The following is a 24,262-nucleotide window of genomic DNA, read 5'->3' as shown; positions in this document are numbered from 1 at the left end:
TTACTTAATTAATGTTTAGGATCTTTTCTATTGGTTTAACCAGGTCTCTAATAATACGTTCGCCATTACTATCATCGACTAGTGCGACTAAAATATACTTTCTGTCGGCATTACCCCATACAAGCATAGAATCAGAGTGATACGTTTTCCAGGTACCAGATTTTCTAAAAATTTTTGCCTTAGGTGCAATTTGGTCCATAACACTTACGAATTTATGATGTAGTGAGGGATCTTTCATAATATCCAACATCTGTTTTGAACGTTTTTCATTAACGAGTTTGCCTTGGAACAGCAAATAATAAAAACGACAGACTTGCGTAACGGTAGCCGCGTGACTTAAATTTTTTAAGGGTTCTCGATGTGTTGGTCCCCCAGCAGCATACCGCTTGCCTACCCACAGACCTCCTCCTGTTTCTTCGTCATACAGGTTGTACTTGTCACTAGTGAGTACTCTTTCTATTCTTCGATACCCAATCCGATCAATCATCCTTGTGGTGGCTTGATTGTTCGATTTGCTGATCATTAAATACATATCAGATTTCACCTCAGGGGTTTCTTTTAATTCTCCTTTGTCGATAGCATCTATAGCAGCTAATAAAACTGCAATCTTGGGTAAACTCGCGGCATACATCATTTCGTTACCATTAACCCTAGCAAATTTTATGTTGTTGATATCCGAAAGGTCTACCAGCCCGACGGCCATTTTCTTTTTTTTGGCCAATGAATTCCAACCAGGATTGTTACTGATTACTTTTTCCAGTTTTTTTTGTAGCTCTACATGTAATAAACTTCGTAGTGGTGCATTGCCATTATCTACTTTTACAGGTAATTCTTGTCCTATCCCTTGGTAAAGGACGGTTATAAAAAGGATTACCATATGAAGTACTCTTATTTTTTTCATGTATAGATGCTTATCTTAGTAGGACTTAAGCTCTTTAGCTTACTAATGTGTTGTAGTGTCACTGTATTTTATTCGTTATTATGGGTTTATTTCTAGTTTTTTGAAAGCGCAATACCATACAAATCAGTTAGAAATTGTTGTACATATTAGTTTCAAATTTTAAACTAATATACATAATAAAACACCACAAAAACATTGCAAATTACGAATAGAATTTTATGATGTAGAATATAATAAATGACGACTATTTAACAGTGATTTTTTATTTAAACATCTGTAAAACAAATTTTTAGAGCTTATGGGTAACCAAAATCTATTGATGTTGATTGAATACCGTGCTTTTATCGGCTTATTAAGATTTGTTTTGGTTGTAATTAGTATAAATTAACAATCTGTTTTGTTAAATTTATAAAGCAAGTTTTTTCCTGATTCCCGAGAATGACCTTTTCGATCAAAATTTAGGCAAGTCAACAATACATTCTAGATAATTTGTTGTATCCCTGGAATTAAAAAACGCATTTAAGCTTGGATTACGGATGATCGACTGTAATCCTTTTTTTATGGTATAAGGATTAAGATAGCTTTCAATTGAGTTAAAAAAAATGGGCTTTGTTTTTTATTTTAAGGTATTGTTGAATTTTAAAACTATACTATTATGAATACTGACCAATTAAAAGGTAAATGGAATCAAATAAAAGGTGATTTCAAGCAAAAATATGCAGATGTTACCGATAATGATATTGCCTATGCTGAGGGTAAATTTGATGAAATGTTAGGTAAAATCCAGGAAAAAACTGGAAAAACAGTAGAAGAGATAAAAGAAGAAATCAGCAATTGGTAAAACCAAAATTTCTTGAAACAAAACGATAAACCCATCACTATTGATTGGGTTTATTTTTTACCTTTATATTTCCATACGAACTTTTAATTGATGCTATGTTTGATATTTTAGCAAGTGCTGACGCTTGGGTAGCACTACTTACCTTAACTTTTTTAGAAATTATATTGGGGATTGATAATATTGTGTTCATCTCTATTGCAGCCAGTAAATTACCAGATCATCAACAAAAAAAAGCAACAAATTGGGGGTTGCTTCTTGCAATGGTGCAGCGTATAGGCTTATTAATCGGGGTATCTTACCTAATTGCACTTAGTGAGCCTTTTTGGCATATCAACACCGGGTGGTTAAAAATGGGATTGAGCTGGCAGAGCGTGATCTTGTTTTTTGGTGGGTTGTTCTTATTGTACAAGAGTACATCAGAAATTCACGAAAAAGTGGAGATGCCTCATCATGATGAAAAACAAATAAGGAAGAAGAAAATCACAACGCTTTCCAAAGCGATTGTGCAAATTTTGATTATTGATTTTATTTTTTCTGTAGATTCAATCTTAACAGCAGTAGGAATGACAAATGGAATAGGGGAAACAGCAAATGACGCGTTGATTTTAATGATTATAGCGGTAGTCATTTCGATTTTGATCATGTTGCTATTTGCCAATAAGATTAGGAAGTTTATTAATGAACACCCTTCAATGCAGCTGTTAGCTTTATCGTTTTTGATATTAATCGGGTTTATGTTAATTACGGAATCAGCACATTTATCGCACACCGTTATTTTTGATCAAGAAATTGGAGCTATACCTAAGGGGTATTTGTATTTTGCTATTGCGTTTTCTTTGTTAACGGAGTTTCTTAATATGAGATTAAGAAAAAATACAAAAAAATAAAAATTGTAAGGCAAAGTCTTTTAGTGTATTCAAAGAAGTAGTATTTTCGTTTTTTACAATGGAGTGTTAGCTCAGTTGGTTCAGAGCACTACCTTGACAGGGTAGGGGTCATTGGTTCGAATCCAATACACTTCACTAGACCGTATCGTTATTTTCTATTTTAACACAGGATTTCATTTAAAAACGCTATTTTGGGTATTATTAACCTACAAGTCCCAATAGCGTCTTTTGCAAGTACTATTATCATTCATAAGTATGCAACCGAAGGATCCAGCATCCTACACCTGGCTAGCAATCTTGCTTACTGTAGCCATAGTTGGTATTTGTGTGTATTATGTAGGTAAATATTTGGAGACCTTGTATGTTAAAGCCTATCAAAAACCTTTTTTTGTACACTTCTATTTTCCGATACGGAAATTACCTAAAAGACTAAAACCTTACTTGATCAAAAATGACCTGTACAAAGTACTTAAAGCAAAAGAAAAAAAATATTTTGAGCATCGTGTTGCCAAACTGATCCAAGAAACAACATTTGTCGGTAGAGATGGCTTAGCCATTACGGATGAGATGATCATGGAAGTATGTACAGCGATTATTCAATTAACCTTTGGGATGCGGCACTATTTACTGCATCACGTCAATACGGTGATTTTATATCCTTCTACCTATTTTTCCATATTAAATCAAACGGAACACAAAGGAGAGTTCAATCCCAGGTCAAAGGCTTTGGTTTTTTCGTGGAAACATTTTAAGAGCAACCCTGCATCCATAGAGGAAGGTGTCAATCTTGGGTTTCACGAAATAACACATGCCATTCATTACAATTCCATAAAGAGCAATAGCATAAGTGCCGAAATATTTTATGACACCTTTTTGGAATTAGAACAACATCTGGGCTCTGTGGAATTACGGAATAAAATTATCGAAACAGGATTATTACGCTCCTATGCCTATACCGATAAATTTGAGTTTATCGCCGTATTGGTTGAGGTGTTTATGGAGTCCCCAAAAGCACTCAAGGCGCATTTTCCGGGTATTTATGAATATGTAAGACGGATGCTTAATTTTAGATATTATGACGAGTTTTTAGACGCATAACCAATCGATATGTTATATTTACCACAATAAATTATTTTTTAAGATGGAAGAAATTCAACAATTTTTACCAGTAAGTACACTTGCTGAAGAAAAAAGAGTAGCTTTTTATAAAAAGACCTATACGCACCTGGCAATGGCCGTGCTAGCTTTTATCATTGTAGAATGGCTATTTTTTCAACTAGAGCCCGTGATGAAGTTAGCGCTATCAATGACACAGGGTTGGACGTGGCTATTGATGTTAGGTGGTTTTATGTTGGTCACCAATTACGCTGAGCGTATGGCGATTAAAAGTCACGATCGTAACAAACAATACCTGGCCTTATTATTATATGTAGTTGCCGAAGCGTTTATTTTTATCCCCTTAATTTTTATCGCTATGGTTATTGCCGAGCAGGGGGGAGCAGACCTATTGAGTCAGGCAGCGATATTAACACTTTCATTATTCACTGGTTTATCAGCAATTGCTTTGCTGACTAAGAAGGATTTTTCTTTTCTAAGATCTATCCTTACCATAGGGTTTTTTATAGCCATGGGATTAATTGTTGCCGGTACGCTTTTTGGATTCAACCTGGGGCTTTGGTTTAGTGTGGGGATGGTGGTATTAGCCTCTGGTTCGATCTTATACCAAACCTCTAATATGGTACATAAATACTCAGAAGATCAATATGTAGCCGCTTCATTAGGCTTATTTGCCTCATTAATGCTACTGTTTTGGTATATCTTAAGTATTTTATCTAGATTAAGTGGTGACTAGTATAGTACATTTTTCAGTATATAAAAAGCCGGGTTAGCCCGGCTTTTTCTTTTGGTAATAACTGCTATTTAGGAAAGTGTGCATACCATTTTGTTTTATTAGCTGTTAATGAGTTGCTTACTGCTAGGGTGTAAAAAATAGTTGAAACTATAAGTTGTTAAGGAGAACCCTCGTCTTGTTTTTTTCGTAAGTAGAGTATCATACTAAAAAAACACAATTATGAAAAAGTTCAATTTTTTATCTATTACTGTAATCGTTATGTTATTTAGTGCCGTGACTTTGTCTGCACAAGAAGACAAAATGGAGAAAGGCACCAAAATGGTTGGGGGTGCTGCGATGTATCCTAGCAAAACTATTGTTGCCAATGCGGTAAACTCAAAAGACCACACTACACTAGTAGCTGCGGTGCAGGCGGCGGAGTTGGTAGAAACGCTACAAAGCGAAGGGCCTTTTACGGTTTTTGCACCGACAAATATGGCCTTTGAAAAGCTACCCGAAGGTACCGTAGCCACACTGTTACAACCAGAAAACAAAGCCAAACTACAAGCGGTATTGACCTATCATGTGCTATCCGGTAAGTTTAGTGCTAAAGCTATCCTAAAGGCGATTAAAAAAGGTGGTGGAAAGGCTGAATTTACTACCGTACAGGGAGGAACCTTAACCGCTATGCTGGATGGGGATGCTGTGAAAATTAAAGATGCATCTGGCAATGTTTCAACGGTAACCATAGCGGATGTAAATCAATCTAATGGGGTGATCCATGTGGTAGATACCGTGGTATTACCAGGCATGTAATGGTTATTTATTTGAATTAGTCAAGGTTAAAAAATCGGTTGTACACCAACAGCCGATTTTTTTGTTTTATAAGCTATAAGCTGGTATATGAAGTTCTGAAGTAAGTAAATTGAAGGTTCGGCGAAATCAAACTAAGCGGAGCGGGGTAAAAAGTTATTCCTCATAGTCAGGAGACTTTTCGGAGGAGGTGTTTTAGATTTAGTCAAACCACTTATGCTGACAATGTCTACATTGTTTTGCCTTTGGGGTTCTTGCCAATTTTTGACAATTGGGGCAATAATTTAGAAAAATTTCATCTTTATGTTCCTTGACTATTCGTTGCGCTGTGTTCAATAAGAATTCGGTTTCTCCATTTTTTAATAATTCTAGGGCTTCCTTGTCAGTTGTTATCCAACCTTTTCGTTTATAAATTTTATAACGAGGCGAACTTTGAGATTCTCCATTTAGTTTGAATAATGAATTAAGATGACGGCTCGCAATATTTTCCTTTTCGTTGAAAAATTTATGATAGTAGTTTACAATATATTTTGCTATTTCTAGATCCACTTTTATAAAGCTTGTAGGTGTTATAGGAATATAGGCTAAAAGCTTCTTTAACTACACATTTGTATCACAAATCTAATCGTTTTATTCTTGTTTTTCCAAACTGATAAGTGTTCGAATTCCATTAACCATTATCATAGATGCCCTTCCAGTTTCGATAAAGTATTTTAATTCAGTACCATTTGCAAGTTCGATAACACCTAATGTTAACGGTTTATCTTGATATCCTTTAAAATCGCCATATCCTTTATCTATGGCATTGATTAAACTACCGGAAAATCCTAATCCATTTTGATTTGTTATTAATTTTTGAGTAGTTAAGATACTGTAGTTGTCAGAATCGATAATAGTAGAACATATGATCAATTCATTTTCTGTTAAGTTTAGATTTAGTCCAGAATACAAAAAGTCAGCATTCGATTCATAGAGTTTTGTCCACTTAAAATTATCATGCGGCTTTATAGTACTTCGTTTAATAGACGCAATTGAAATATTATGTTTGGATTTGTCGCTTTTTCTCAAGTTTCTTTTATTTTATTGTCTAGGTCACTTAAAAAAGTTAAACACTTTAAATGCGCTCCGCAAAGTCTCAGCTCTATCAATTCTCTCGACTTTTGAGGATGTCTTATCAGTTCTGAGTAGTTAACTATTGTATTTCATTCCATATAATCTCATAATTAGAAAATTGCTTTTTGAACAAGCGTTTTATGTTTGCTAATGAAGATGGATCCAAATTTTTATACTCAATTTCAATTCCGATGAGATGGTCACTTAGGCATCTGCCTTTAAAAATAATTTCCTGTTCGGATGTAGTTGAATTTAGGATAATTTTTTCACCGTGTTCGCTACCATAATTCATAAGGTTAACTCGGTTCAATACTTTTTGAATTTTGAGTTTAATTAATTTCTCCGTTGAAAGTTGAATACTGTTCGGATCAATTTTTATGGGCTCTCCAATTTCAAAGTCTAGACCTGTCATCACTTTTTGTACTTCAAAATAATACTCTTTAGACCAAGTATAGTTTCTATCATATGTCATAAACTTATAAAATAGAATAAGTCCCAATAGCGTTAGGACTGGAAGCAGCATCCATTTGTGTTTTATAGATCTATTCAACATAGTGAATGAATTGTCTTTGATATTAGCCTTAATAACCTTGGTTTTTAAAGCTTCCTATTATGAATACAAATCTAAATGTTTTTATTAGTCAAATCATTTTTCATAATCAAAGTTGGATAAAGTACCAGGTGGTGGTGGAATATTATTATATGCTGTTGGAGTTAATGTGTAAATTTCAATTTGTTTGATGCTGTATTTAGATAGGAAAGGACTTAATGCATTTACTAATAAATCATTGAAATCTTTGTCGTATTTCCCCTTGTCCAAGGAAGAAAAATAGTTATAAGAAATTCCGTTTTCCGTTTTTAGGTGTAATGTGTCTTTGTCTAGCGAGAAAAAGACAATCTTTTCTGAAGTTCGGTGCAAAAATATCGCTGTAATTGAGTCCTTTATTTGTGCAATTGAATCCAATAGCGATTTGTTGAAATCATATGCTCTTTTTGTATTCGTAGCTTTGGTAAATTTAGAGTTCTTGTCTGAGAAAGTTAGGTGAGTATTATTGAATTTAATGATCTCATTTTTTTGGTAATTTTTAAAACCATTATGAGCTATATAGGATATCCCAATTATTACAATTAGTAAAACGAAGTATTTTATGTTATATCTGTTTTTCAAATATTTTTAAGTAACGAAATGATGAACAGGACTTAGATACTATAATTATATCACAAAACTAAACGTTTTTTAATCAATATTAAGGTTTACTCGACAATTCTTGGCGCTGCAAAGCCTACGCAATCATAAAATCAGGAAATTAAGCATTCGACGAACTCAAAATTTGCAGATTGGGGATTTATTCTACAAATTTGGGAGATTAAGTGGAGCTGATTAAGTGTTGGTATAAAAGTGAGTGGGATGGTTGTGAGGTACTAAACTTTATTTTTTTGAAGTTTTTTCTTCTTGTACTTCCGTCCGTACCACAATAATACTCCGCTAACTGGTAAAGTTGCAATCAGTAGGCTTACTAAAAATGCAATAAATTTTCCTGCAATTCCGCCGATAGCTCCTATATGTATATCATAATTCATGCGAAGAATTTTATCGGCTACTTTTGCATTTTCATATTTTCCGTAAATACTTGGCGTTTCTATTTCTTTTAATGTGTTTTGGTCAAAAAACCGAAAGTCAGAGTCGTAATAAAGCCCTTTGCTATTGGAAACTTCTACGTAAATACTTTCTTCTTTGCTTTTTGGATAGTGCAATTCAAATCCTTCTGCTTCTGGATGTTCTGTTGATAATTTAACTATCAAATAGTCCATAGGGATTGTTTCGCTATATAGGAGTTTTGCACTTTGATTTTTAGGTATCATAAAACGCATTTCTTTTTCGCCACCTGTTGATTGATAGACTACGTATTTTAACCAGTTGTAAGATAGCATAGCGCCTGTAAACCCAATAATTAATGCGAAAGAACAAATATAGAAACCTACTATGGTATGCAGGTCGAAGTTTTTTCGTTTACAACGTGTAGTTTTATTCCAATCAAATTTCAAGCGTTGTTTTAAATTTTTACGCTTTTTAGGCAACCATAAAAAGAAACCAGAGATGATAATCAAAAGAAAAATTAATATGGATACTCCGACAACTTGCTCGCCAATCGCTTTTGGCAACCAAAGGCGCATATGTCCTTTTAGTATAAATGCAAAAAATCCTGAAAGATGGTCGTCTACTTGAATGACTTCTCCAGAATATGGATTTAGAAAAACACTTTGGTAAAATTCAGGTTCTGCATCATAAAAAATAACTTCGATTGCATCATTGGCTTTTTTATAAACTGTTCCGTGGACTGTATGATTAGGAATCACCTCTTTAGCCAATTCTTTTGCTTTTGTAGGTGTCAAAATAGCTTCATTTTGCGGAGCTACTTTTTTATAATCACCATAAAGGCTTTCAATTTCATCCCTAAAAGCCCAACAGCAACCGGTTATCGCAACAATAAATACCACTAGTCCTGTGGTAAGGCCTAAAATTTTGTGAAGCTGAAATATGAATTTTTTGAATGTCATTACTAAAAAAATATTAAAAAGAACAACGCTTTACAGCGTTGCTCTTTTTCACTGGTGGCTAATTAAAATTGATATGAAATATTTGCCAATAATGCTCTTGGCATTTGTGGGTTTATGGTTGTCCAACCTGTATAATACTCTTTATTGAAGGCATTGTTTACTTTTAACCCTATTCTGTATTTGTCCGCTTGATAAAAAACTGAAGCATTGGCTATGGTATAACTTGGGAGAACAAATTCTCCGGTAGATTCATAATTTATTGCAAAGCGTTCACTTGCACCATTAAAACCTAAACCCATCCCAAAACCATCTAAAGCACCCTCCTGAAATTCATAATTTGCCCAAAAATTATATAAGGTTTCGGGTCCAGCTTCCAAAGGCCTACGGTTTAAAATTTCAGTATTATCAGATTCGGTTGTTTCGCTGTCGTTGTTGCTAAACCCAGCTCTAATATTTAAACCTTGTATTGGATTTGCGTTGATTTCAATTTCAAATCCTTTGCTTACCACTTCTCCTCCTTGAATGTTATTGAAAGGAGAGGATGGATCAGTTATCACCCGATCTTTTACTTTAATATCATAATAACTTATGGTAGCATTTAAACGATTATTAAAAAGGTTGGCTTTAAGACCAAACTCTATTTGATTTGCTTGTTCCGGGTCAAAGGTTTGTAAGGTTTGTGGTCCGGCATCAGGATTGCCAACTAGTTGTGGTGCAACATTAGTAAAACCATTTTGGAAATTTGCAAAAATGGATAACTGATCTTTAATGGGTTGAAATATCAAACCAAATTTTGGTGATAAGGTTGTTTGGTCAAAATCATCATTAGGATTTGCCAAATCACCTTCGTTATCAAAATGGTCTAAACGCAAACCAACCATTGCAGAAAACTTATCTGTAATATCAATTAAATCTGAGGCATACAAGCTATAAATATGAAATTTTGATTTTATATTACTTACGTCTTGAGATTCTAAAACTGCATCAACGCCTGAGGTTGAAAGTGGAAATGAAGTGTCTTCAATTTCAGGGGTAAATGGATTATCACCATTTGAGCCTCCATTAGGTGTTACATTGCCATAAAAAGCAAAACCAGTATTATTATTTGTTTCGGTTGCATTGAAATAATCCAAACCGATAACTATTCTATTTCTTAAAGATGCGAGATTAAAATCACCAATAAAGTTTTGTTGAATGTCGGTTGTTTGTGTATTAGCATTTTGTTTGCTGATAAATCTTGAATAGGTGTCACCTTCTAAAATGCCTAAGTCAAAGAGATAAGAATAATATCCTTTTGTAGAGGTTGAGCTTTTTGAAAGCAACGTTTGAGATTGCCAGGTGTCTGATAATTTGTAATCCATTTCAATTCTGTAATTCTGCGTTGGATTTTCCAAGGTTAAATCGTTGCTCGTAAATGACAGCTTATTATTGTAGCCTAATTCTTCAAGGTTAGAGGATGCAGTTGGCGCACTTCTATTTAAGAATAAGAATGTTGGATTAGTCTGCTCGGATTGTGTAATTTCTCCGTAAAATGAAAATGAAAGCCTGTTGTTAACTTTGTAAGAAAGCGATGGTGCAACGAAAAATGATCTTCTAAAACCAGCATCTTGAAAACTCTGTTCTGAAGTGTATGCTGTATTTACTCTGAAATATAAATTATCGTCCTTACTCAGAGCCGAATTGAAATCTCCAACAATTTGGTTAAGTCCATAGGTTCCTGACGTGAATGATAATTCACCACCTGTGCCAATATAAGGTTTTTTGGTAACCACATTTATAAGGCCACCATAAGAACTTACTGCGTTTCCAAATAAGGTGGCGGAAGGTCCTTTAAGAACCTCGATACGCTCAATATTTGCCGGATTTATTGTTCCATTGGTAAGTCCAGGAAGTCCATTGACCAGTTGTGGCTGTACCGAAAAACCACGTAGCGCATAATATCCTGCACCATCGCCACCACGACCAGTCGAAGCCCATAAACGCTCGACTCCGGTTGCATTTTTTAGGGCATCGTCAAAATTTGTTACGACTTGCGATTGTAAAAGTTCGTTTGTAATGGTGCTGTAAACCTGTGTGTTCTCGATATCTTTTAATGGAAGTTTGGCTACGTATGCTGTTTTCTTTCTAGAAAATTTATTGCGACGTTCTCCTTGGACAATTACTTCGTTCAATATTTCATTTCCCTCAACAAGTACTATCGTTCCTAATTTTGTGGTTTGATTTTTGGAAATAGTGATTGACACTTCTTTTGTTCTATATCCTAAATGAGAAATAGAAAGTGTGTGATTTCCGTTTTCTGAAGTAGAAATTTCAAAGTGACCCTTTTTGTTAGTTTGTGTTCCTTTTGTGGTGTTTACTAAGGAGATGTTTACTCCAAAAAGTGGTTTTTTATTGTTGTCTGTAACCGTGCCTGTAACCTTCGCGTTTTGGGAGAATGCTAAAGTAGTTAGCAAAAAAAAGATAGGTATAGATACTAAATTCTTCATTGTTTTTATTTAGACTTAATTTAAATAGTGAATTTTGGCAAAAATATTCATGAGTTTTGGATTCACCAAATTATTTATAATAAATCTAAATAAGAATTTTTAACCGATTGATTCTATGTTCTTACTAGCATTTAGTTTTTGGTTTAACGTCTAAAAGAAGTGGTGTAAAACAATGTTATCGCAGTAATTTTTTTCTTCTTACTATATCTAGAACCAAATTTTCTTAACATACCTCAGAGGGAGACATGCCAAAAAGGTTATCTTTCTGAGGATTTTGTTCTTCAGAATTTAATTTGTTTTATGGCGTAGACCCTTGGAAAAAATGAAACCTATACTTTTTACAAATCTATACGTTTCTTGAGCAATATAAAGTTATACTTGGCAATCGTTCTTCATGCAAAACTAGTAACTCACTAAAGTCAGAAAGTTGAAGGTTCGATGAAGTCTAGCTTTGAGAAGCGGGGGGGGGTAAGGTTGGGTCGATAACGAACTGGATTATCATCCTTGTATTTTTTTAATGCTCTTTTGTATAGGTTTCTAATAAATTGTTTAGAGAGGCTAGATAATCTTTCAGTGCTTTTTGATTTACATTTTTTTCGGTGCTGTATTGAAAGTCACTGGGCATTTCTTCCAAGTATTTTATCAATTCCGGAAATTCTTCTTGAATCTTTTTAGTGGTTAAAAGGATTTGTTTAGTAAGATTATCTTGGTAGTCTATTTCTTTAAGATACGAATTATATTCTTAAATGTGTTATACAATTAGATATTAAGTTTGTATAATGGACTAGACGATGTAATCATAGGTTTTTAAAGAATGTTTGTATATCGTACCTCATACAGGTGAACAAGGAAATAAAGTACCTATGTCTTTCACTCTAAATAAGTATCACAAATCTAATCGTTTTTTAATGAATAGTAAGTTACAGTCGGTAATCCTTGGCTTTGCAAAGCGCGTAATACAATAAAATCAGAAAGTTGAAGATTCGATAAGGATAAAAATTTGGAGTGGAGGTATGTTAACTATCCCTCAAAGTCGGGAGACTTTGCGGAGCGGGGTGCAGCAGCAGTAATTACTACTTAACGTTATTGGGTGCGTTGTTGATATTAAGTTGCTCGAATTCGTTATCTTTTTTCCATATAAAAATCAGGCTTGTTATTAAATTAAAAATAACTAATAAAACTGTCCACATTGTTTTTTTGTCTTTCTCCACATTTTTATAAGTCCAAAGTCGGTAAATCAGATAGCTGATTTGTATTAAAATAATTCCGTTTACAATAGGCGCTTGATGCTCAAATCGGATCACATTATTTGTGATCCATTTGAAAAAATCATCACTCCAGAAAGTCAACATATAAACAATTCCGAGAATTGATGGGATAGACAGTAAAATTTTAGTCAGTTTTGTCATTTACTATTAATTCTTAAGGAGTTTCTTTTTTGAAGGTTTCAAGTTTTTGAGATGTTCTATATACATTTCTTGTTCCAAGTACTAAAGTTTTATCTAAAGTCTGTAAATCAAAAATTTGACGAAGTCAAAATTGTGGTGTCGGGAATACTATTTTTTCCAAATACCGAATTCAGTCCGGATTGTGTTTAAAATCTCGCACATATAGATGAGTTCGTCAATATCTGGGTAATACTTAAAATATCCATCAGGATTGGCAAATTCAAATTCGTTTGCCTTATTCGAATTTTTGACCTGAACTTTATATCCCTCTCCATCCATAATCGCAACTCTTTTATTGGTTAATTGGTATTCCTCAATTTCTTTACATCGAAACATGCTTTTTATTTTTTCAACATTCCCGCGAGTTACTAATTTCCATCGTATTTCGTTTAAACTTGGCAGGTCTAAAATATGACTCCTATTCAGGCTTTGAAAAACAAATTCCATGTCATTTATTGATTTCAGTTTTTGTTTTTTCGTTCGTACTTCATCTGTTTCATCAACTTTTGCGTAATGCTCATAAAATTCTGCGGTCCAGTGATCTGATTCATTTTGGTACATTCTAAAAAGAGAGGAATAATTACTTATTCCACCACCTTGATAAATTCTAACTTCATTTTGGTATGTTAGTGAGTCAGCTAGATAAAGATCAGAATTAATTTCAGAAAGATTTTGAGCAAATAAATTAATACTTAATAGTGGGATTAATAAAAATATTGTGTTTTTCATCGATTGCATTAGTTTACTCGAAACTATGATTATTAAGTCAATTATGTAGTGAAGAATGAGTAAGTAATTCATTTGAGTTAGTTAACTATTCTTTTTTATAGTAAAGTACAATGTACTGTTTAAAAGCTTAGAAATTATTGAGATTCGATGAAGACAAACGTTGCAGATCGAGACTTAAATTGGCAATAGTTTTTTTAATCCATAGAATTAGGGTCAAAACCATACATAAATTGACTCAGTTGTCCATTCGAACTTTCTAGTCCGACAATGGCCATTAACTCTTCAAAATATAAACAAACTCTTTCTCTGTCTTCGGTATCCAATTCCATATATACGTCCGCAAACCTTGAAAGTCCGATTTTAATTTTCTCTTGGTATTTTTTATCAGTTGGATTTTCAGATTCTGCGACACTTTTAAAGTCAGATGCAACACGGTTGATTTTCTGGGTAAAAATTGGTCGCATTTTCTCATCAGCAACTCCAGGATAATAATTTTCAGCATAGAACTTTTTCTTTGCGATAAACTCCGCAAATTTTTCATTCGCATTTTCAGGTGTTTTCATTTCAGTTGCATTTTGTCCGCAAGCAGATAATAAGAATAGAACTGATATTTTAATGTATTTCGTCATTTCTCAAATTGGTTCCGACAATCAAATAAGGGATTAATATCTTTACAGTTACCACAAATCTAAACGTTTTTAAATCAAAACAAAGTTGTACTTGTGAAACCATAGTTAAGCAAAGCTTATGGCACCAGGAAGTAAAGAAATTGAACAATCGAAGAGGTTAAAGGTTGGTGAGCAGCATAAATTTATTCTGTCTGATTTCAGTAATTATTCACATTTTCTCCTACCGTGATAAACATTAATACAGCCAAATTTATCTCGTATATCAATATAGTCAATGACCTCAAAAGATTTAATGTCAATAGTGTCCAAAATTCTTTCTCCGTCTTGGTTGTAGTAAATGTTTCGATCATAGTAATAGACATATTTGCTATCAGATGAAATCCCTGCACTACCTTTATAAATTTTTAGATTTTCATATTCTTGTGTAGGTACTTTTGCGCTCTTGATATAGTAGTTACACCCATCAGTTGTCCATCTTTCCCAAGCCTTTTCTGAATGATCATTATACACGAATTTAAAATTCTTAACAGAACAAACATTTAGCGATTCGGTTGTGTAAAAGATATTTTGAAAATCTTTTGAATAGTACGAATCAATAATTTCGAATTCTTTAGACGTTGATTTTTCAATTGGTTTGCCATAATAGTATGCTTGGATATTATCAATTGAATAACCATTCTTGAGGAGTTTGAATGAGTCTGGGTTAGCTCCTTCGATTTTTTCTCCTTTATAAAATACATAATGCTCGTCCTTACCATATAGATTATCTTTCAATTCACGGAAAGAGTTTATGTCTGCATCTTCTACTTCAAACTCACTATTACCCCTAGCTTCGTTCCAATTTAAGTAATATACCCCGTCTTCTCTTACTTCGTAGCCTCTCGAGCAACTAAATAGAGAAAAAATTAATATTAATTTTATTATAATAGTTTGGCTTTTCATCTTTTAAATTATAAATAATAAGTCTTTAATATGCTATAAGAGTTGCAAATCTTATCGTTTTTTAATGATTAGTTTACAGTCGGCAACCCTTGGATTTGCAAAGCTCTTAACACACTGAAGTTAGAAAGTTGAAGATTCTAAGAAGACAAACTTTGCGGAGCAGGGGTGACGATAGTTATTTTTTCAATTGTCTATTTTTAAAGACTGCAAAAACAAATACAATTAAAACATGGGTCAATAAGCAAATAGCTAACCTGAATAGAAATCCTAAACCATATTCATCGTGATCCCAAATTGATTTTCCACATACTAGGAGCCCAACATAAGCTATTACTAGAATACCGTTTATGATGAAAAAATTATTGAATTTATCCCAACCTAAAAGCAGATAAATACTTACAATCCAAATTATAATTGGGATAAAAATGATTATTAATATTTCCATGTTAGACAGTCTTATTTATCTTAGCAATATATGAGAAAACATTTCTTAATTCGCTTTCTTTTGTAGTTCAAAAATTTCAAGCAAAGAGCATAAACTTTCAGCTTCCCAAGTATATTTTGAAAAGTCTCGATTATATCTATGTAGTAGTTTTTCAATATTTGGTTGAGTTGTTAATCCTTTGATTTCTTTCTCCAATACAAGAATAAACTCATTCAAATCATTGACAGAATTTTTCCAATCTCCCCAATCATTTGCTGCTTCAAGAATTTTATTCGCAATCTTTTTGTCAGTTTCATTTTTAAATCGATTTTCTTCGATCAAGTCAAATAATTTATCGAAAGTAAGTAAAGGAATTTCATTCATATGTATCGGAGTAGGTTTCTGATTTTCGTTTTTTCAACTATAGTCAAAAACAAAATAATTGATATTTGCCTTTGTATTTACCACAAATCTAAACGTTTTTTAATCAATGTGGAGTTAGACTCGCAGATCCCTACTTATTTAATGCTCTTAACACACTAAAGTCACCAAATCGAAGATTCTAGGAAGACAAACTTGCTGAACAACGTTATTCTTCAAATTCAGGAGACTTTGCAGAGCGCGGGAGAGTTTTTTTTATAATCACGTTTAAGCGTTCTGTTCCGCTTGCTGTTCTTTGCCTGTTATATCCTGCAAAATCGTCTTGGCATGTACCCTGGAGTTTTCGATAAACCAAATGTGGGTATCCATACCACCACAAATTACCCCAGCCAGGTATAGGTTCTCTACATTGGTTTCCATACTTGCTTCATCGTATTGCGGATATCGCTTGGCATCATCTGAGAGCTGAACCCCAATTTTTTCTAAAAAGCTAAAGTTAGGTTTGTAGCCTGTTAAGGCCAGTACATAATCATTGTCTAATCGCATCATTTCTCCATTGGTATTGATCTCAATGTGTTTAGCGGTGATGGCGGTAACCTCGGTGTTATAGTAGGCTTTGATACTGCCTTCTTTGATGCGGTTTTCAATATCGGGTTTTACCCAGTATTTAACCCGTTTGCCGATTTCTGGGCCGCGTACCAGTAAAGTAACTTCAGCGCCTTTGCGATAGCATTCCAGCGCGGCATCTACAGCACTATTGCTAGCGCCAATAACAGCCAGTTTCTGCTTTGCATAAAAATGCGGATTATCGTAATAGTGGGATACTTTAGGTAAATCTTCTCCTGGTACGTCTATCGTATTAGGGATGTCATAAAATCCCGTGGCAATGATCACATAGCGCCCCTGATACGTATCCTTGGAGGATTGTACGGTAAAGGTATCGCCTTCTTTGTGAATGCGTTCTACCTTTTCAAACAAGTTAATGTTGAGGTCATTGCTGGTTACAATTCTGCGATAATACTCTAGCGCTTCGTCTCGTTTAGGCTTAGCTTCTTTACTGATAAAAGGGATGTCATCAATCTCTAACTTCTCAGAAGAAGAAAAGAACTGCATGTTTACCGGATAATTGAATAGCGAATTGACGATTGGTCCTTTTTCTAAAATAACATAGGATATATTATTTTTTTGTGCTTCTAATCCGCACGCAATACCAATGGGTCCTCCTCCTACAATGATCAGGTCTACTTGCATATTAGGCTACGATACTTTTGAGGTCTTTAATGGTCTCGGTAGGGTTTTCGCTTTTAAAGACAAAGCTACCGGCTACCAATACGTCAGCACCGGCGTCTACCAATTGTTTGGCGTTTTTACTGGTCACTCCTCCGTCGATTTCGATTAAGGTTTTGGCGCCTTTGCGATTGATAATTTCTTTAAGCTGTTGTACCTTGTTATACGTATTTTCGATAAACGATTGCCCTCCAAAGCCAGGGTTAACACTCATGAGGCATACCAAATCGATATCATTTATGGTGTCTTCTAACAGGCTTACATTGGTATGTGGGTTGATGGCTACTCCTGCTTGCATACCTTCGGCTTTAATGGCCTGTAGCGTTCTGTGCAGGTGTGTACAGGCTTCATAATGTACGGTAAGAATATTACTGCCTAAATCGGCAAAGGTTTTGATATAGCGATCTGGATCTACGATCATCAAATGAACATCAATGGTTTTTTTAGCGTGTTTTACAATATCTCGTAATACGGGCATACCAAACGAAATGTTGGGTACAAAAACACCATCCATGATATCTATATGAAACCAGTCGGCTTCACTAGCGTTTATCATTTCAATATCTCGTTGAAGATTGGCAAAATCAGCGGCCAGCACTGATGGGGCAATACGTTTTGGAGTCATAACTTTTGTATTTGCACAAAATTATAATCTTTATTTAATTTTCAATAATGATTAGGGTTAAAAGACCACTAATATTTTCCGATAAACTTCTGTGCGATATAGGCGATGCTACCAAAACTCTGGGGGTTGTTCAATTTTTCTTTTTCTAAAAAAGAATCGAGCTTTTCTCGATCTTTTTTGGTTGAGATAACGGTAAAGGAACATTCATAATCGTCAAAAGAGCTGTTATAAATGGGTTTATTGAGTATGGTAATAATATCGTAATGCCGGGTGTCTTGTTGGATGCGTTCAAATAGCGAATGAATGGTGGTTGTTTCGCCTTCAATGATTTGAAAAAAATTACCTTCAGCATGAATCAATACGCCGGTGATCCCTAATTTTTTGTTGGTATTGGTCACAAAGCTAAACAGCTGCTGTAACTCTTTTTGAGTCAAGAAGGGATTTACGGTACTGACGTAACAGATCACTGTTTTCATAAGGTTGGTTTTAAGAGATTACTTTCCTTAGACTACAGATTAGGGTAAGGTGTTAGGTGATAACACTTTATAAAAATACGGAATTTTGGGCAGAGATTAGGGTTTAGGTCAAAATAGTTCATGAAAAAACCTCCGGTAATCAGCCGGAGGTTATTCATCAATCAAAAAACGAACAGTTATGTTATGAAACTGTTTGTAGTCGCAATTTAGGAAATATTATCCTAAATATGTCTTTAATATTTTACTTCTAGACGTATGTTTTAATCTTCTAATTGCTTTTTCTTTAATCTGGCGTACACGCTCACGTGTTAGATCAAAGGTTTCGCCAATTTCTTCAAGCGTCATTGGGTGTTGATCTCCTAGTCCAAAATATAGACGGATTACATCAGCCTCTCTTGGTGTTAAGGTTTCTAATGCTCTTTCGATCTCCGTTCTTAACGACTCGTGTAATAGTGTTCTGTCTGGATTTGGAGATTCTCCTGAGTTCAATACATCATATAGGTTAGAATCTTCACCTTCTACTAATGGTGCATCCATACTTACGTGACGCCCAGAGTTTTTCATCGACTCTTTTACGTCATTGATGGTCATATCCAATTCATTAGCAATTTCTTCAGCACTTGGCGGACGCTCGTGTGACTGCTCTAAGAATGCAAATGTCTTATTGATCTTATTGATCGATCCAATTTTGTTCAATGGTAAACGTACAATACGCGATTGCTCAGCCAATGCTTGTAAGATCGATTGTCTAATCCACCATACGGCATAGGATATAAATTTAAAACCTCTGGTTTCATCAAAACGTTTTGCGGCTTTAATTAGACCTAAATTTCCTTCATTAATAAGATCAGGTAAAGTTAATCCCTGATTTTGATATTGTTTGGCTACAGACACCACAAATCGTAGGTTCGCTTTCGTCAATTTTTCAAGCGCACGCTCGTCTCCTGCCTTTATTCGCTGTGCTAATTCTACCTCTTCATCTGCGGTAATTAAATCTACTTTACCGATTTCTTGCAAATACTTGTCCAGCGATGCAGTTTCACGATTCGTTACCTGCTTCGTAATTTTAAGTTGTCTCATCTATTGTCTCCTCGAAATTTAATACGTGTATACTAGGGCCTTTATTCATTATACGTATGCAAACCAAAAAATGTTACAAAAACATCAAATTATTTTTATTTTTTTTCATTTTTCAGGAAAAACAGCTTTAAGCTGTTTATTTTGAAGAGGTTATATGGGATAAAAAAAGCCCTGATCAACAGGGCTTTTGTATGGATGTAGAAAAGAATTACTTTTCTCTTTTGTCATTATTTGATCTTGGTTTTCGATCTCCACGAGGTTTATCACCTTTAGCGTTATCACCTTCAGGACGCGGTGGTCTTTGCAATAAGGCTTTTCTTGATACCTTTTCTTTTCTGGTTTTAGGATCAATACCAAAGTATTTAACGTCGATAACGTCACCAATATTTACTACATCTGTAACATTATTCGTGCGTTCCCAAGCCAACTCAGAAATGTGTAACAATACTTCATTACCTGGAGCATCTACATATTCTACTACAGCACCAAAGTCTAATACTTTGATCACTTTTACTTCGTATATGCTACCTACTTGTGGTTTAAAGGTAATGGCATCAATCTTAGCTAATACCTTATCAATTCCTTCTTGACTAGTACCTAAGATTTCTACATTACCTTCTTCTGTAACCGGATCCTCATTAATAACAATGGTAGTTCCGGTTTCTTTTTGTAGTTCCTGGATCACTTTACCACCAGGTCCAATCAATGCACCAATAAACTCTCCTGGGATCGTTCTGGTCACCATTTTTGGAGCGTGTGGTTTTACATCTGGGTTTGGTGTAGCAATAGTGTCAGTAAGTTTTTCTAGGATATGTAAACGTCCATCAGCAGCTTGCTTCAAGGCATTTACTAATATTTCATAGGAAAGACCTTTTACTTTGATATCCATCTGACAAGCAGTAATACCATCTGCCGTACCGGTTACCTTAAAGTCCATATCCCCTAAGTGATCTTCGTCTCCTAAGATATCTGATAACACTGCATATTTACCAGTTTCGCCGTCAGAAATTAATCCCATAGCAATACCCGAAACTGGTTTTTTCAATTGTACACCGGCATCCATTAGGGCCATGGTACCAGAACATACTGTAGCCATAGAAGAAGAACCGTTAGATTCTAATACCTCGGATACAACACGTACGGTATATGGACAATCCGCTGGGATCATTCCTTTTAGTGCCCGCTGTGCTAAGTTACCGTGTCCAATTTCTCTACGTGATGTACCACGAATCGGTCGTGCTTCTCCAGTAGAGAAAGGAGGGAAATTATAATGTAAATAAAATGTTTCTTCACCTTCATAAGATGGCATGTCTATTTGGTTGGCCTCTCTTGAGGTTCCTAGAGTTACCGTAGCCAGGGCTTGTGTTTCCCCTCGGGTAAAGATAGACGATCCGTGGGTAGAAGGTAGGTAATCTACCTCACACCATATCGGTCTGATTTCTGTAGTTTTTCGACCATCTAAACGTAGTCCTTCATTAAGGGTTAAGTCTCGTACCGCAGCTTTTTCGGCTTTAGCATAGTACTTTCCTATTAAATCTCCGAAATCTTCTATTTCTTCTTCAGAAAAACTAGCGATTATTTCTTCTTTGATTTCAGAAAAGGCTAAACCTCTTTCTTTTTTAGAAGATCCTGCTTTAGCCACAGCATATACTTTATCATATGCCATTTCGTGAATTTTCTTAGCCAATTCTTCATCTTCTCTTTCTGGCTCATACTCACGCGTTTCTTTCTTTCCGAAAGCTTCCGCTAATTTGATTTGCGCTTCACACTGTACTTTTATCGCTTCGTGTGCAAATTTGATGGCTTCTACCATTTCTTCTTCAGAAATTTCGTCCATCTCACCTTCAACCATCATTACCGAATCCGCAGAGGCTCCGATAACCATATCGATGTCAGATTCTTCTAACTGTGCTCGGGTAGGGTTGATGATAAATTTACCATCGATTCGACCTACTCTAACTTCTGATATCGCACACTCAAAAGGAAAATCTGATAATTGTATTGCTGCAGAAGCAGCTAAACCAGCCATTGCATCAGGCATCACATCTTCGTCATGAGACATCAATTGAATCATTACCTGTGTTTCTGCGTGGTAATCTTTTGGAAATAATGGGCGAAGTACGCGGTCTACTAAACGCATTGTAAGGATTTCTCCATCACTTGGTCTTGCTTCGCGTTTAAAAAATCCACCAGGATAACGACCTGATGCTGCAAATTTTTCACGGTAATCTACCGTTAAAGGAAGAAAATCCACATCACTTTGTTTGTAGTTAGATACTACAGTACATAGCAACATACATTTTCCTGATTGTACAACCACAGACCCGTGAGCTTGTTTCGCTAACTTACCTGTTTCTAATGTAATTTCTCTTCCATCACCGAGATCGATGACTTCTTTATAAACTTTTGGAATCATAATTTTGATTGTTCCGTCTGTATTAAGACTTATTAAACATTGGTAATCGTCTTTCTCGGACGCTCGAGGTTGTGTTGTTGTGGTTTAACCAATGAAAAACTAAGGCATTATTTTAAATCAAATATAGACATTTTAAAATTGTCTATAAACAAAAAAGAGGCGCGCAGGCCTCTTTTTATTACTTTCTTAATCCTAATTCTTTTACAATCGCACGATATCTCATAATATCTTTCTTCTTTAGGTAGTCTAGTAAGTTTCTACGTTTACCTACTAAGCTTACTAATGAACGCTCTGTATTATAATCCTTACGGTTGTTTTTTAAATGCTCCGTAAGGTGCGATATTCTGTAGGTGAATAAAGCGATTTGTCCTTCAGCAGAACCGGTATCGTTTTTACCTTTACCGTGCTTTTCAAAAATTTCTTCTTTCTTCTCTTTTGTTAAATACATTCCAATATTATTTAAATGATTTTTATGTATGGATAACGCTTTGCTATCAGCCTGCAAATATAGGCTTTTTTAACTTAGAACATATAGATTTTTTAAAAAAATCAATTCCTAATTAAACCTTTTTAAAATGCTGATGTCTAAGAGGGTGTAACGTTAAAACTTTATAGTATGAATACCAACATTTTTAAAATTTTCGGATTAGTAGTATCATTTTTATTTGTCATTGCCTGTACTAATGAGGAGGCTACAGAACAGTTAGATGAAAGTACGTTTATCACAGAGGAAGCTGAATTGTCAGCCAAGGTCGATAACGCCACCGAAGTAATCAGTGATACTTTTTTGCAGGTGTTTGAAAACGAAGAAGCTCCTGTGAGAATTCCAGGGCATCGATTTTTGCCAGATTGTGCAACAGTAACAGTTTCCATGACCAACACTACTAAGAACGTAACCGTAGATTTCGGTTCAGAGGGATGTGTTCTTGATAATGGAAACGTATTGAAAGGGAAACTTATCATGGCGTATGCCATAGATACTGAAGCTCGTACCTTAGTGATCGAGTATAGTTTGGAAAATTTCTATGTTAATGAAACTCAATTCGAAGGATCACGATCTGTAACGCGTCAAAAAGAAAATGAAAATGGTAATCCACAATATGCGATGGCTATGGATTTGACAATCACCTTTGCGGATGGTACAACCGCTACCAGATCAGGTACTAAGACCAGAGAATGGATTGAAGGTTCGTTTAATGGTAACTGGGGAGATAATGTATTTTTAATCAATGGATCCTGGTCTACTACCTTCAGAAATGGAAATACCCATAGTACTACTATTGTAACTCCATTACGAAGAGAAGCAAGTTGTCGTTTTATCGTTAGTGGTGCTGTTGAATTAGTGCGATCCAGATTTACTGGGACATTGGATTATGGCGATGGTGCTTGTGATAACCTGGCTACTTTTGAGAATGGAGCAGGGGATATCAGAGAGATAAGATTGTAAATAACGAATCAGATATCAAAAAAAGCACCCATTTTTTGGGTGCTTTTTTTATTTAGTTACTAGACAGTGGTCTATTTAATATTAAATCTAAATATAAATTCACTTTTTGCTTTAAGTTTTGTCTTGGGGTTATAAAGTCTAAGAAACCGTGTTCTAGTAGAAATTCGGCGGTTTGGAAACCATCGGGTAACTCCTTACCAGTAGTATCACGTACGACTCGTGGTCCGGCGAAACCGATTAAAGCGCCAGGTTCAGCAATATTAATATCTCCAAGCATCGCAAAGGAAGCTGTTGTACCTCCGGTAGTTGGATCTGTACAAAGGGATATATAAGGGATTTTAGCATCGGCTAATCGTGCTAGCTTAGCAGAAGTTTTAGCCAATTGCATTAACGATAAAGCGGCTTCCATCATTCTTGCTCCACCAGACTTAGAAATTACCATTAAAGGTATTTTATGTTCGTAAGCGTAATCTGCAGCGCGAGCTATTTTTTCGCCTACAACACTACCCATAGAACCACCGATAAAGGCAAAATCCATACAGGCAATCACCAATTCATTGCCGTTTGATTTACCAACAGCAGTTCTTACTGCATCTTTGAGGTTGGTTTTATCCTGAGCGTCTTTTAAGCGATCCGTATATTTCTTTTTGTCTTCGAATTTAAGCGGGTCTTTTGAGGTAAGGTTTTTATCTAACTCTTTGTACTTATTGTCATCAAAAAGGATTTCAAAATACTCCTTACTTCCGATTCTTACGTGATATCCATCTTCTGGACTAACATAGAAGTTTTTTTCTAGTTGTTCTGCGTCTACAATTTTACCGGTTGGGGATTTGTACCACAGTCCTTTAGGAACATCTTTTTTATCTTCTGTAGCGGTTTGTATACCTTTTTGTGTTCTCTTAAACCAAGCCATATAGTTAATATTAAAAAGGCTAAAGCGTATTCAT

Annotated in this window: 25 protein-coding genes and 1 tRNA gene; 7 read left to right on the top strand and 19 right to left on the bottom strand. The window is 35.0% G+C overall.

Going from position 1 to position 24,262, the window contains the following annotated elements:
- Window positions 1–4 precede the first annotated feature (4 nt).
- A complete protein-coding gene (locus EV197_RS15145; protein ID WP_130287642.1) occupies window positions 5–901 on the bottom strand; it encodes a serine hydrolase in 897 nt (298 codons plus the stop codon).
- 655 nt (window positions 902–1,556) lie between these two features.
- Here EV197_RS15145 and EV197_RS15140 point away from each other — a divergent pair.
- From EV197_RS15140 to EV197_RS15115, 6 genes are all read left to right on the top strand, one after another.
- Entirely contained in the window at window positions 1,557–1,742 is a 186-nt protein-coding gene (locus EV197_RS15140) for a CsbD family protein (protein WP_130287641.1), read from the top strand.
- Window positions 1,743–1,837: 95 nt separating this feature from the next.
- The gene (locus EV197_RS15135; RefSeq protein ID WP_130287640.1) at window positions 1,838–2,629 is read left to right on the top strand and encodes a TerC family protein; all 792 of its coding nucleotides are present in this window, start codon (window positions 1,838–1,840) and stop codon (window positions 2,627–2,629) included.
- Window positions 2,630–2,689: 60 nt separating this feature from the next.
- Window positions 2,690–2,764, top strand: a tRNA-Val gene (locus EV197_RS15130).
- Window positions 2,765–2,884: 120 nt separating this feature from the next.
- Window positions 2,885–3,727 (top strand): zinc-dependent peptidase, encoded by an 843-nt coding sequence (locus EV197_RS15125; protein WP_130287639.1) that lies wholly within the window; start codon window positions 2,885–2,887, stop codon window positions 3,725–3,727.
- 43 nt (window positions 3,728–3,770) lie between these two features.
- Complete coding sequence (locus EV197_RS15120; RefSeq protein WP_130287638.1) at window positions 3,771–4,481, top strand: Bax inhibitor-1/YccA family protein; 711 nt, start codon at window positions 3,771–3,773, stop codon at window positions 4,479–4,481.
- A 219-nt stretch (window positions 4,482–4,700) separates the two neighbouring features.
- Window positions 4,701–5,276 carry a fasciclin domain-containing protein gene (locus EV197_RS15115; protein WP_130287637.1) on the top strand — a complete coding sequence of 192 codons (576 nt, stop codon included), beginning with the start codon at window positions 4,701–4,703 and terminating at the stop codon, window positions 5,274–5,276.
- A 198-nt stretch (window positions 5,277–5,474) separates the two neighbouring features.
- Here EV197_RS15115 and EV197_RS15110 read toward each other — a convergent pair whose 3' ends face one another.
- From EV197_RS15110 to rpsO, 17 genes are all read right to left on the bottom strand, one after another.
- Entirely contained in the window at window positions 5,475–5,822 is a 348-nt protein-coding gene (locus EV197_RS15110; protein ID WP_130287636.1) for a hypothetical protein, read from the bottom strand.
- Between the two features lie 81 nt (window positions 5,823–5,903).
- The gene (locus tag EV197_RS15105) at window positions 5,904–6,341 is read right to left on the bottom strand and encodes a hypothetical protein (RefSeq protein WP_130287635.1); all 438 of its coding nucleotides are present in this window, start codon (window positions 6,339–6,341) and stop codon (window positions 5,904–5,906) included.
- 124 nt (window positions 6,342–6,465) lie between these two features.
- Complete coding sequence (locus EV197_RS15100; protein ID WP_130287634.1) at window positions 6,466–6,909, bottom strand: hypothetical protein; 444 nt, start codon at window positions 6,907–6,909, stop codon at window positions 6,466–6,468.
- Window positions 6,910–7,032: 123 nt separating this feature from the next.
- Window positions 7,033–7,554 carry a hypothetical protein gene (locus EV197_RS15095; protein WP_130287633.1) on the bottom strand — a complete coding sequence of 174 codons (522 nt, stop codon included), beginning with the start codon at window positions 7,552–7,554 and terminating at the stop codon, window positions 7,033–7,035.
- A gap of 254 nt (window positions 7,555–7,808) precedes the next feature.
- Window positions 7,809–8,945 carry a PepSY-associated TM helix domain-containing protein gene (locus EV197_RS15090; RefSeq protein ID WP_130287632.1) on the bottom strand — a complete coding sequence of 379 codons (1,137 nt, stop codon included), beginning with the start codon at window positions 8,943–8,945 and terminating at the stop codon, window positions 7,809–7,811.
- A 62-nt stretch (window positions 8,946–9,007) separates the two neighbouring features.
- Complete coding sequence (locus EV197_RS15085) at window positions 9,008–11,431, bottom strand: TonB-dependent receptor (RefSeq protein ID WP_130287631.1); 2,424 nt, start codon at window positions 11,429–11,431, stop codon at window positions 9,008–9,010.
- 1,073 nt (window positions 11,432–12,504) lie between these two features.
- Window positions 12,505–12,840, bottom strand: coding sequence for a hypothetical protein (locus tag EV197_RS15080; RefSeq protein ID WP_130287630.1), 336 nt, complete (start codon window positions 12,838–12,840; stop codon window positions 12,505–12,507).
- A gap of 147 nt (window positions 12,841–12,987) precedes the next feature.
- Window positions 12,988–13,608, bottom strand: coding sequence for a hypothetical protein (locus EV197_RS15075; protein WP_130287629.1), 621 nt, complete (start codon window positions 13,606–13,608; stop codon window positions 12,988–12,990).
- A 194-nt stretch (window positions 13,609–13,802) separates the two neighbouring features.
- Window positions 13,803–14,171, bottom strand: a complete 369-nt coding sequence (locus tag EV197_RS15070; protein ID WP_242610751.1) for a DUF4844 domain-containing protein — start codon at window positions 14,169–14,171, stop codon at window positions 13,803–13,805.
- 270 nt (window positions 14,172–14,441) lie between these two features.
- On the bottom strand, window positions 14,442–15,179 hold the full coding sequence (locus tag EV197_RS15065; protein ID WP_130287627.1) for a DKNYY domain-containing protein: 738 nt from the start codon (window positions 15,177–15,179) through the stop codon (window positions 14,442–14,444).
- A gap of 490 nt (window positions 15,180–15,669) precedes the next feature.
- Window positions 15,670–15,987 (bottom strand): hypothetical protein, encoded by a 318-nt coding sequence (locus EV197_RS15060; RefSeq protein WP_130287626.1) that lies wholly within the window; start codon window positions 15,985–15,987, stop codon window positions 15,670–15,672.
- Between the two features lie 264 nt (window positions 15,988–16,251).
- The gene (locus EV197_RS15055; RefSeq protein ID WP_130287625.1) at window positions 16,252–17,235 is read right to left on the bottom strand and encodes a YpdA family putative bacillithiol disulfide reductase; all 984 of its coding nucleotides are present in this window, start codon (window positions 17,233–17,235) and stop codon (window positions 16,252–16,254) included.
- 1 nt (window position 17,236) lies between these two features.
- Window positions 17,237–17,896 carry a ribulose-phosphate 3-epimerase gene (rpe, locus tag EV197_RS15050; RefSeq protein WP_130287624.1) on the bottom strand — a complete coding sequence of 220 codons (660 nt, stop codon included), beginning with the start codon at window positions 17,894–17,896 and terminating at the stop codon, window positions 17,237–17,239.
- A 68-nt stretch (window positions 17,897–17,964) separates the two neighbouring features.
- Window positions 17,965–18,372: a BLUF domain-containing protein gene (locus EV197_RS15045; protein WP_130287623.1), complete on the bottom strand. Its 408-nt coding sequence runs from the start codon at window positions 18,370–18,372 to the stop codon at window positions 17,965–17,967.
- A gap of 216 nt (window positions 18,373–18,588) precedes the next feature.
- Window positions 18,589–19,452 (bottom strand): sigma-70 family RNA polymerase sigma factor, encoded by an 864-nt coding sequence (locus EV197_RS15040; protein ID WP_130287622.1) that lies wholly within the window; start codon window positions 19,450–19,452, stop codon window positions 18,589–18,591.
- A gap of 208 nt (window positions 19,453–19,660) precedes the next feature.
- On the bottom strand, window positions 19,661–21,868 hold the full coding sequence (locus EV197_RS15035) for a polyribonucleotide nucleotidyltransferase (protein WP_130287621.1): 2,208 nt from the start codon (window positions 21,866–21,868) through the stop codon (window positions 19,661–19,663).
- Between the two features lie 178 nt (window positions 21,869–22,046).
- Window positions 22,047–22,316 carry a 30S ribosomal protein S15 gene (rpsO, locus tag EV197_RS15030; protein WP_130287620.1) on the bottom strand — a complete coding sequence of 90 codons (270 nt, stop codon included), beginning with the start codon at window positions 22,314–22,316 and terminating at the stop codon, window positions 22,047–22,049.
- Between the two features lie 168 nt (window positions 22,317–22,484).
- Between rpsO and EV197_RS15025 the strand changes: the two genes are divergently transcribed.
- A complete protein-coding gene (locus tag EV197_RS15025; RefSeq protein ID WP_130287619.1) occupies window positions 22,485–23,315 on the top strand; it encodes a hypothetical protein in 831 nt (276 codons plus the stop codon).
- Between the two features lie 52 nt (window positions 23,316–23,367).
- Here the strand turns inward: EV197_RS15025 and accD are convergent, their stop codons facing one another.
- Window positions 23,368–24,228: an acetyl-CoA carboxylase, carboxyltransferase subunit beta gene (accD, locus tag EV197_RS15020; protein ID WP_130287618.1), complete on the bottom strand. Its 861-nt coding sequence runs from the start codon at window positions 24,226–24,228 to the stop codon at window positions 23,368–23,370.
- Between the last annotated feature and the right edge of the window lie 34 nt (window positions 24,229–24,262).

Source organism: Aquimarina brevivitae (assembly GCF_004216895.1).
Taxonomy (GTDB): domain Bacteria; phylum Bacteroidota; class Bacteroidia; order Flavobacteriales; family Flavobacteriaceae; genus Aquimarina; species Aquimarina brevivitae.
The sequence above is the reverse complement of the archived record's forward strand: the minus strand, read 5'-3'. Positions and strand labels throughout refer to the sequence as shown.

Excerpts from the sequence above, each read along its gene's own strand:
- EV197_RS15115 (WP_130287637.1), top strand. The coding sequence starts at position 4,701 with ATGAAAAAGTTCAATTTTTTATCTATTACTGTAATCGTTATGTTATTT.
- EV197_RS15060 (WP_130287626.1), bottom strand. The coding sequence starts at position 15,987 with ATGAATGAAATTCCTTTACTTACTTTCGATAAATTATTTGACTTGATC.
- EV197_RS15035 (WP_130287621.1), bottom strand. The coding sequence starts at position 21,868 with ATGATTCCAAAAGTTTATAAAGAAGTCATCGATCTCGGTGATGGAAGA.
- rpe (WP_130287624.1), bottom strand. The coding sequence starts at position 17,896 with ATGACTCCAAAACGTATTGCCCCATCAGTGCTGGCCGCTGATTTTGCC.
- EV197_RS15040 (WP_130287622.1), bottom strand. The coding sequence starts at position 19,452 with ATGAGACAACTTAAAATTACGAAGCAGGTAACGAATCGTGAAACTGCA.
- EV197_RS15065 (WP_130287627.1), bottom strand. The coding sequence starts at position 15,179 with ATGAAAAGCCAAACTATTATAATAAAATTAATATTAATTTTTTCTCTA.
- EV197_RS15120 (WP_130287638.1), top strand. The coding sequence starts at position 3,771 with ATGGAAGAAATTCAACAATTTTTACCAGTAAGTACACTTGCTGAAGAA.
- EV197_RS15140 (WP_130287641.1), top strand. The coding sequence starts at position 1,557 with ATGAATACTGACCAATTAAAAGGTAAATGGAATCAAATAAAAGGTGAT.
- EV197_RS15075 (WP_130287629.1), bottom strand. The coding sequence starts at position 13,608 with ATGAAAAACACAATATTTTTATTAATCCCACTATTAAGTATTAATTTA.
- EV197_RS15090 (WP_130287632.1), bottom strand. The coding sequence starts at position 8,945 with ATGACATTCAAAAAATTCATATTTCAGCTTCACAAAATTTTAGGCCTT.
- EV197_RS15080 (WP_130287630.1), bottom strand. The coding sequence starts at position 12,840 with ATGACAAAACTGACTAAAATTTTACTGTCTATCCCATCAATTCTCGGA.
- EV197_RS15135 (WP_130287640.1), top strand. The coding sequence starts at position 1,838 with ATGTTTGATATTTTAGCAAGTGCTGACGCTTGGGTAGCACTACTTACC.
- EV197_RS15025 (WP_130287619.1), top strand. The coding sequence starts at position 22,485 with ATGAATACCAACATTTTTAAAATTTTCGGATTAGTAGTATCATTTTTA.
- EV197_RS15125 (WP_130287639.1), top strand. The coding sequence starts at position 2,885 with ATGCAACCGAAGGATCCAGCATCCTACACCTGGCTAGCAATCTTGCTT.
- EV197_RS15070 (WP_242610751.1), bottom strand. The coding sequence starts at position 14,171 with ATGAAAACACCTGAAAATGCGAATGAAAAATTTGCGGAGTTTATCGCA.
- accD (WP_130287618.1), bottom strand. The coding sequence starts at position 24,228 with ATGGCTTGGTTTAAGAGAACACAAAAAGGTATACAAACCGCTACAGAA.
- EV197_RS15100 (WP_130287634.1), bottom strand. The coding sequence starts at position 6,909 with ATGCTGCTTCCAGTCCTAACGCTATTGGGACTTATTCTATTTTATAAG.
- EV197_RS15055 (WP_130287625.1), bottom strand. The coding sequence starts at position 17,235 with ATGCAAGTAGACCTGATCATTGTAGGAGGAGGACCCATTGGTATTGCG.
- EV197_RS15045 (WP_130287623.1), bottom strand. The coding sequence starts at position 18,372 with ATGAAAACAGTGATCTGTTACGTCAGTACCGTAAATCCCTTCTTGACT.
- EV197_RS15085 (WP_130287631.1), bottom strand. The coding sequence starts at position 11,431 with ATGAAGAATTTAGTATCTATACCTATCTTTTTTTTGCTAACTACTTTA.
- EV197_RS15145 (WP_130287642.1), bottom strand. The coding sequence starts at position 901 with ATGAAAAAAATAAGAGTACTTCATATGGTAATCCTTTTTATAACCGTC.
- rpsO (WP_130287620.1), bottom strand. The coding sequence starts at position 22,316 with ATGTATTTAACAAAAGAGAAGAAAGAAGAAATTTTTGAAAAGCACGGT.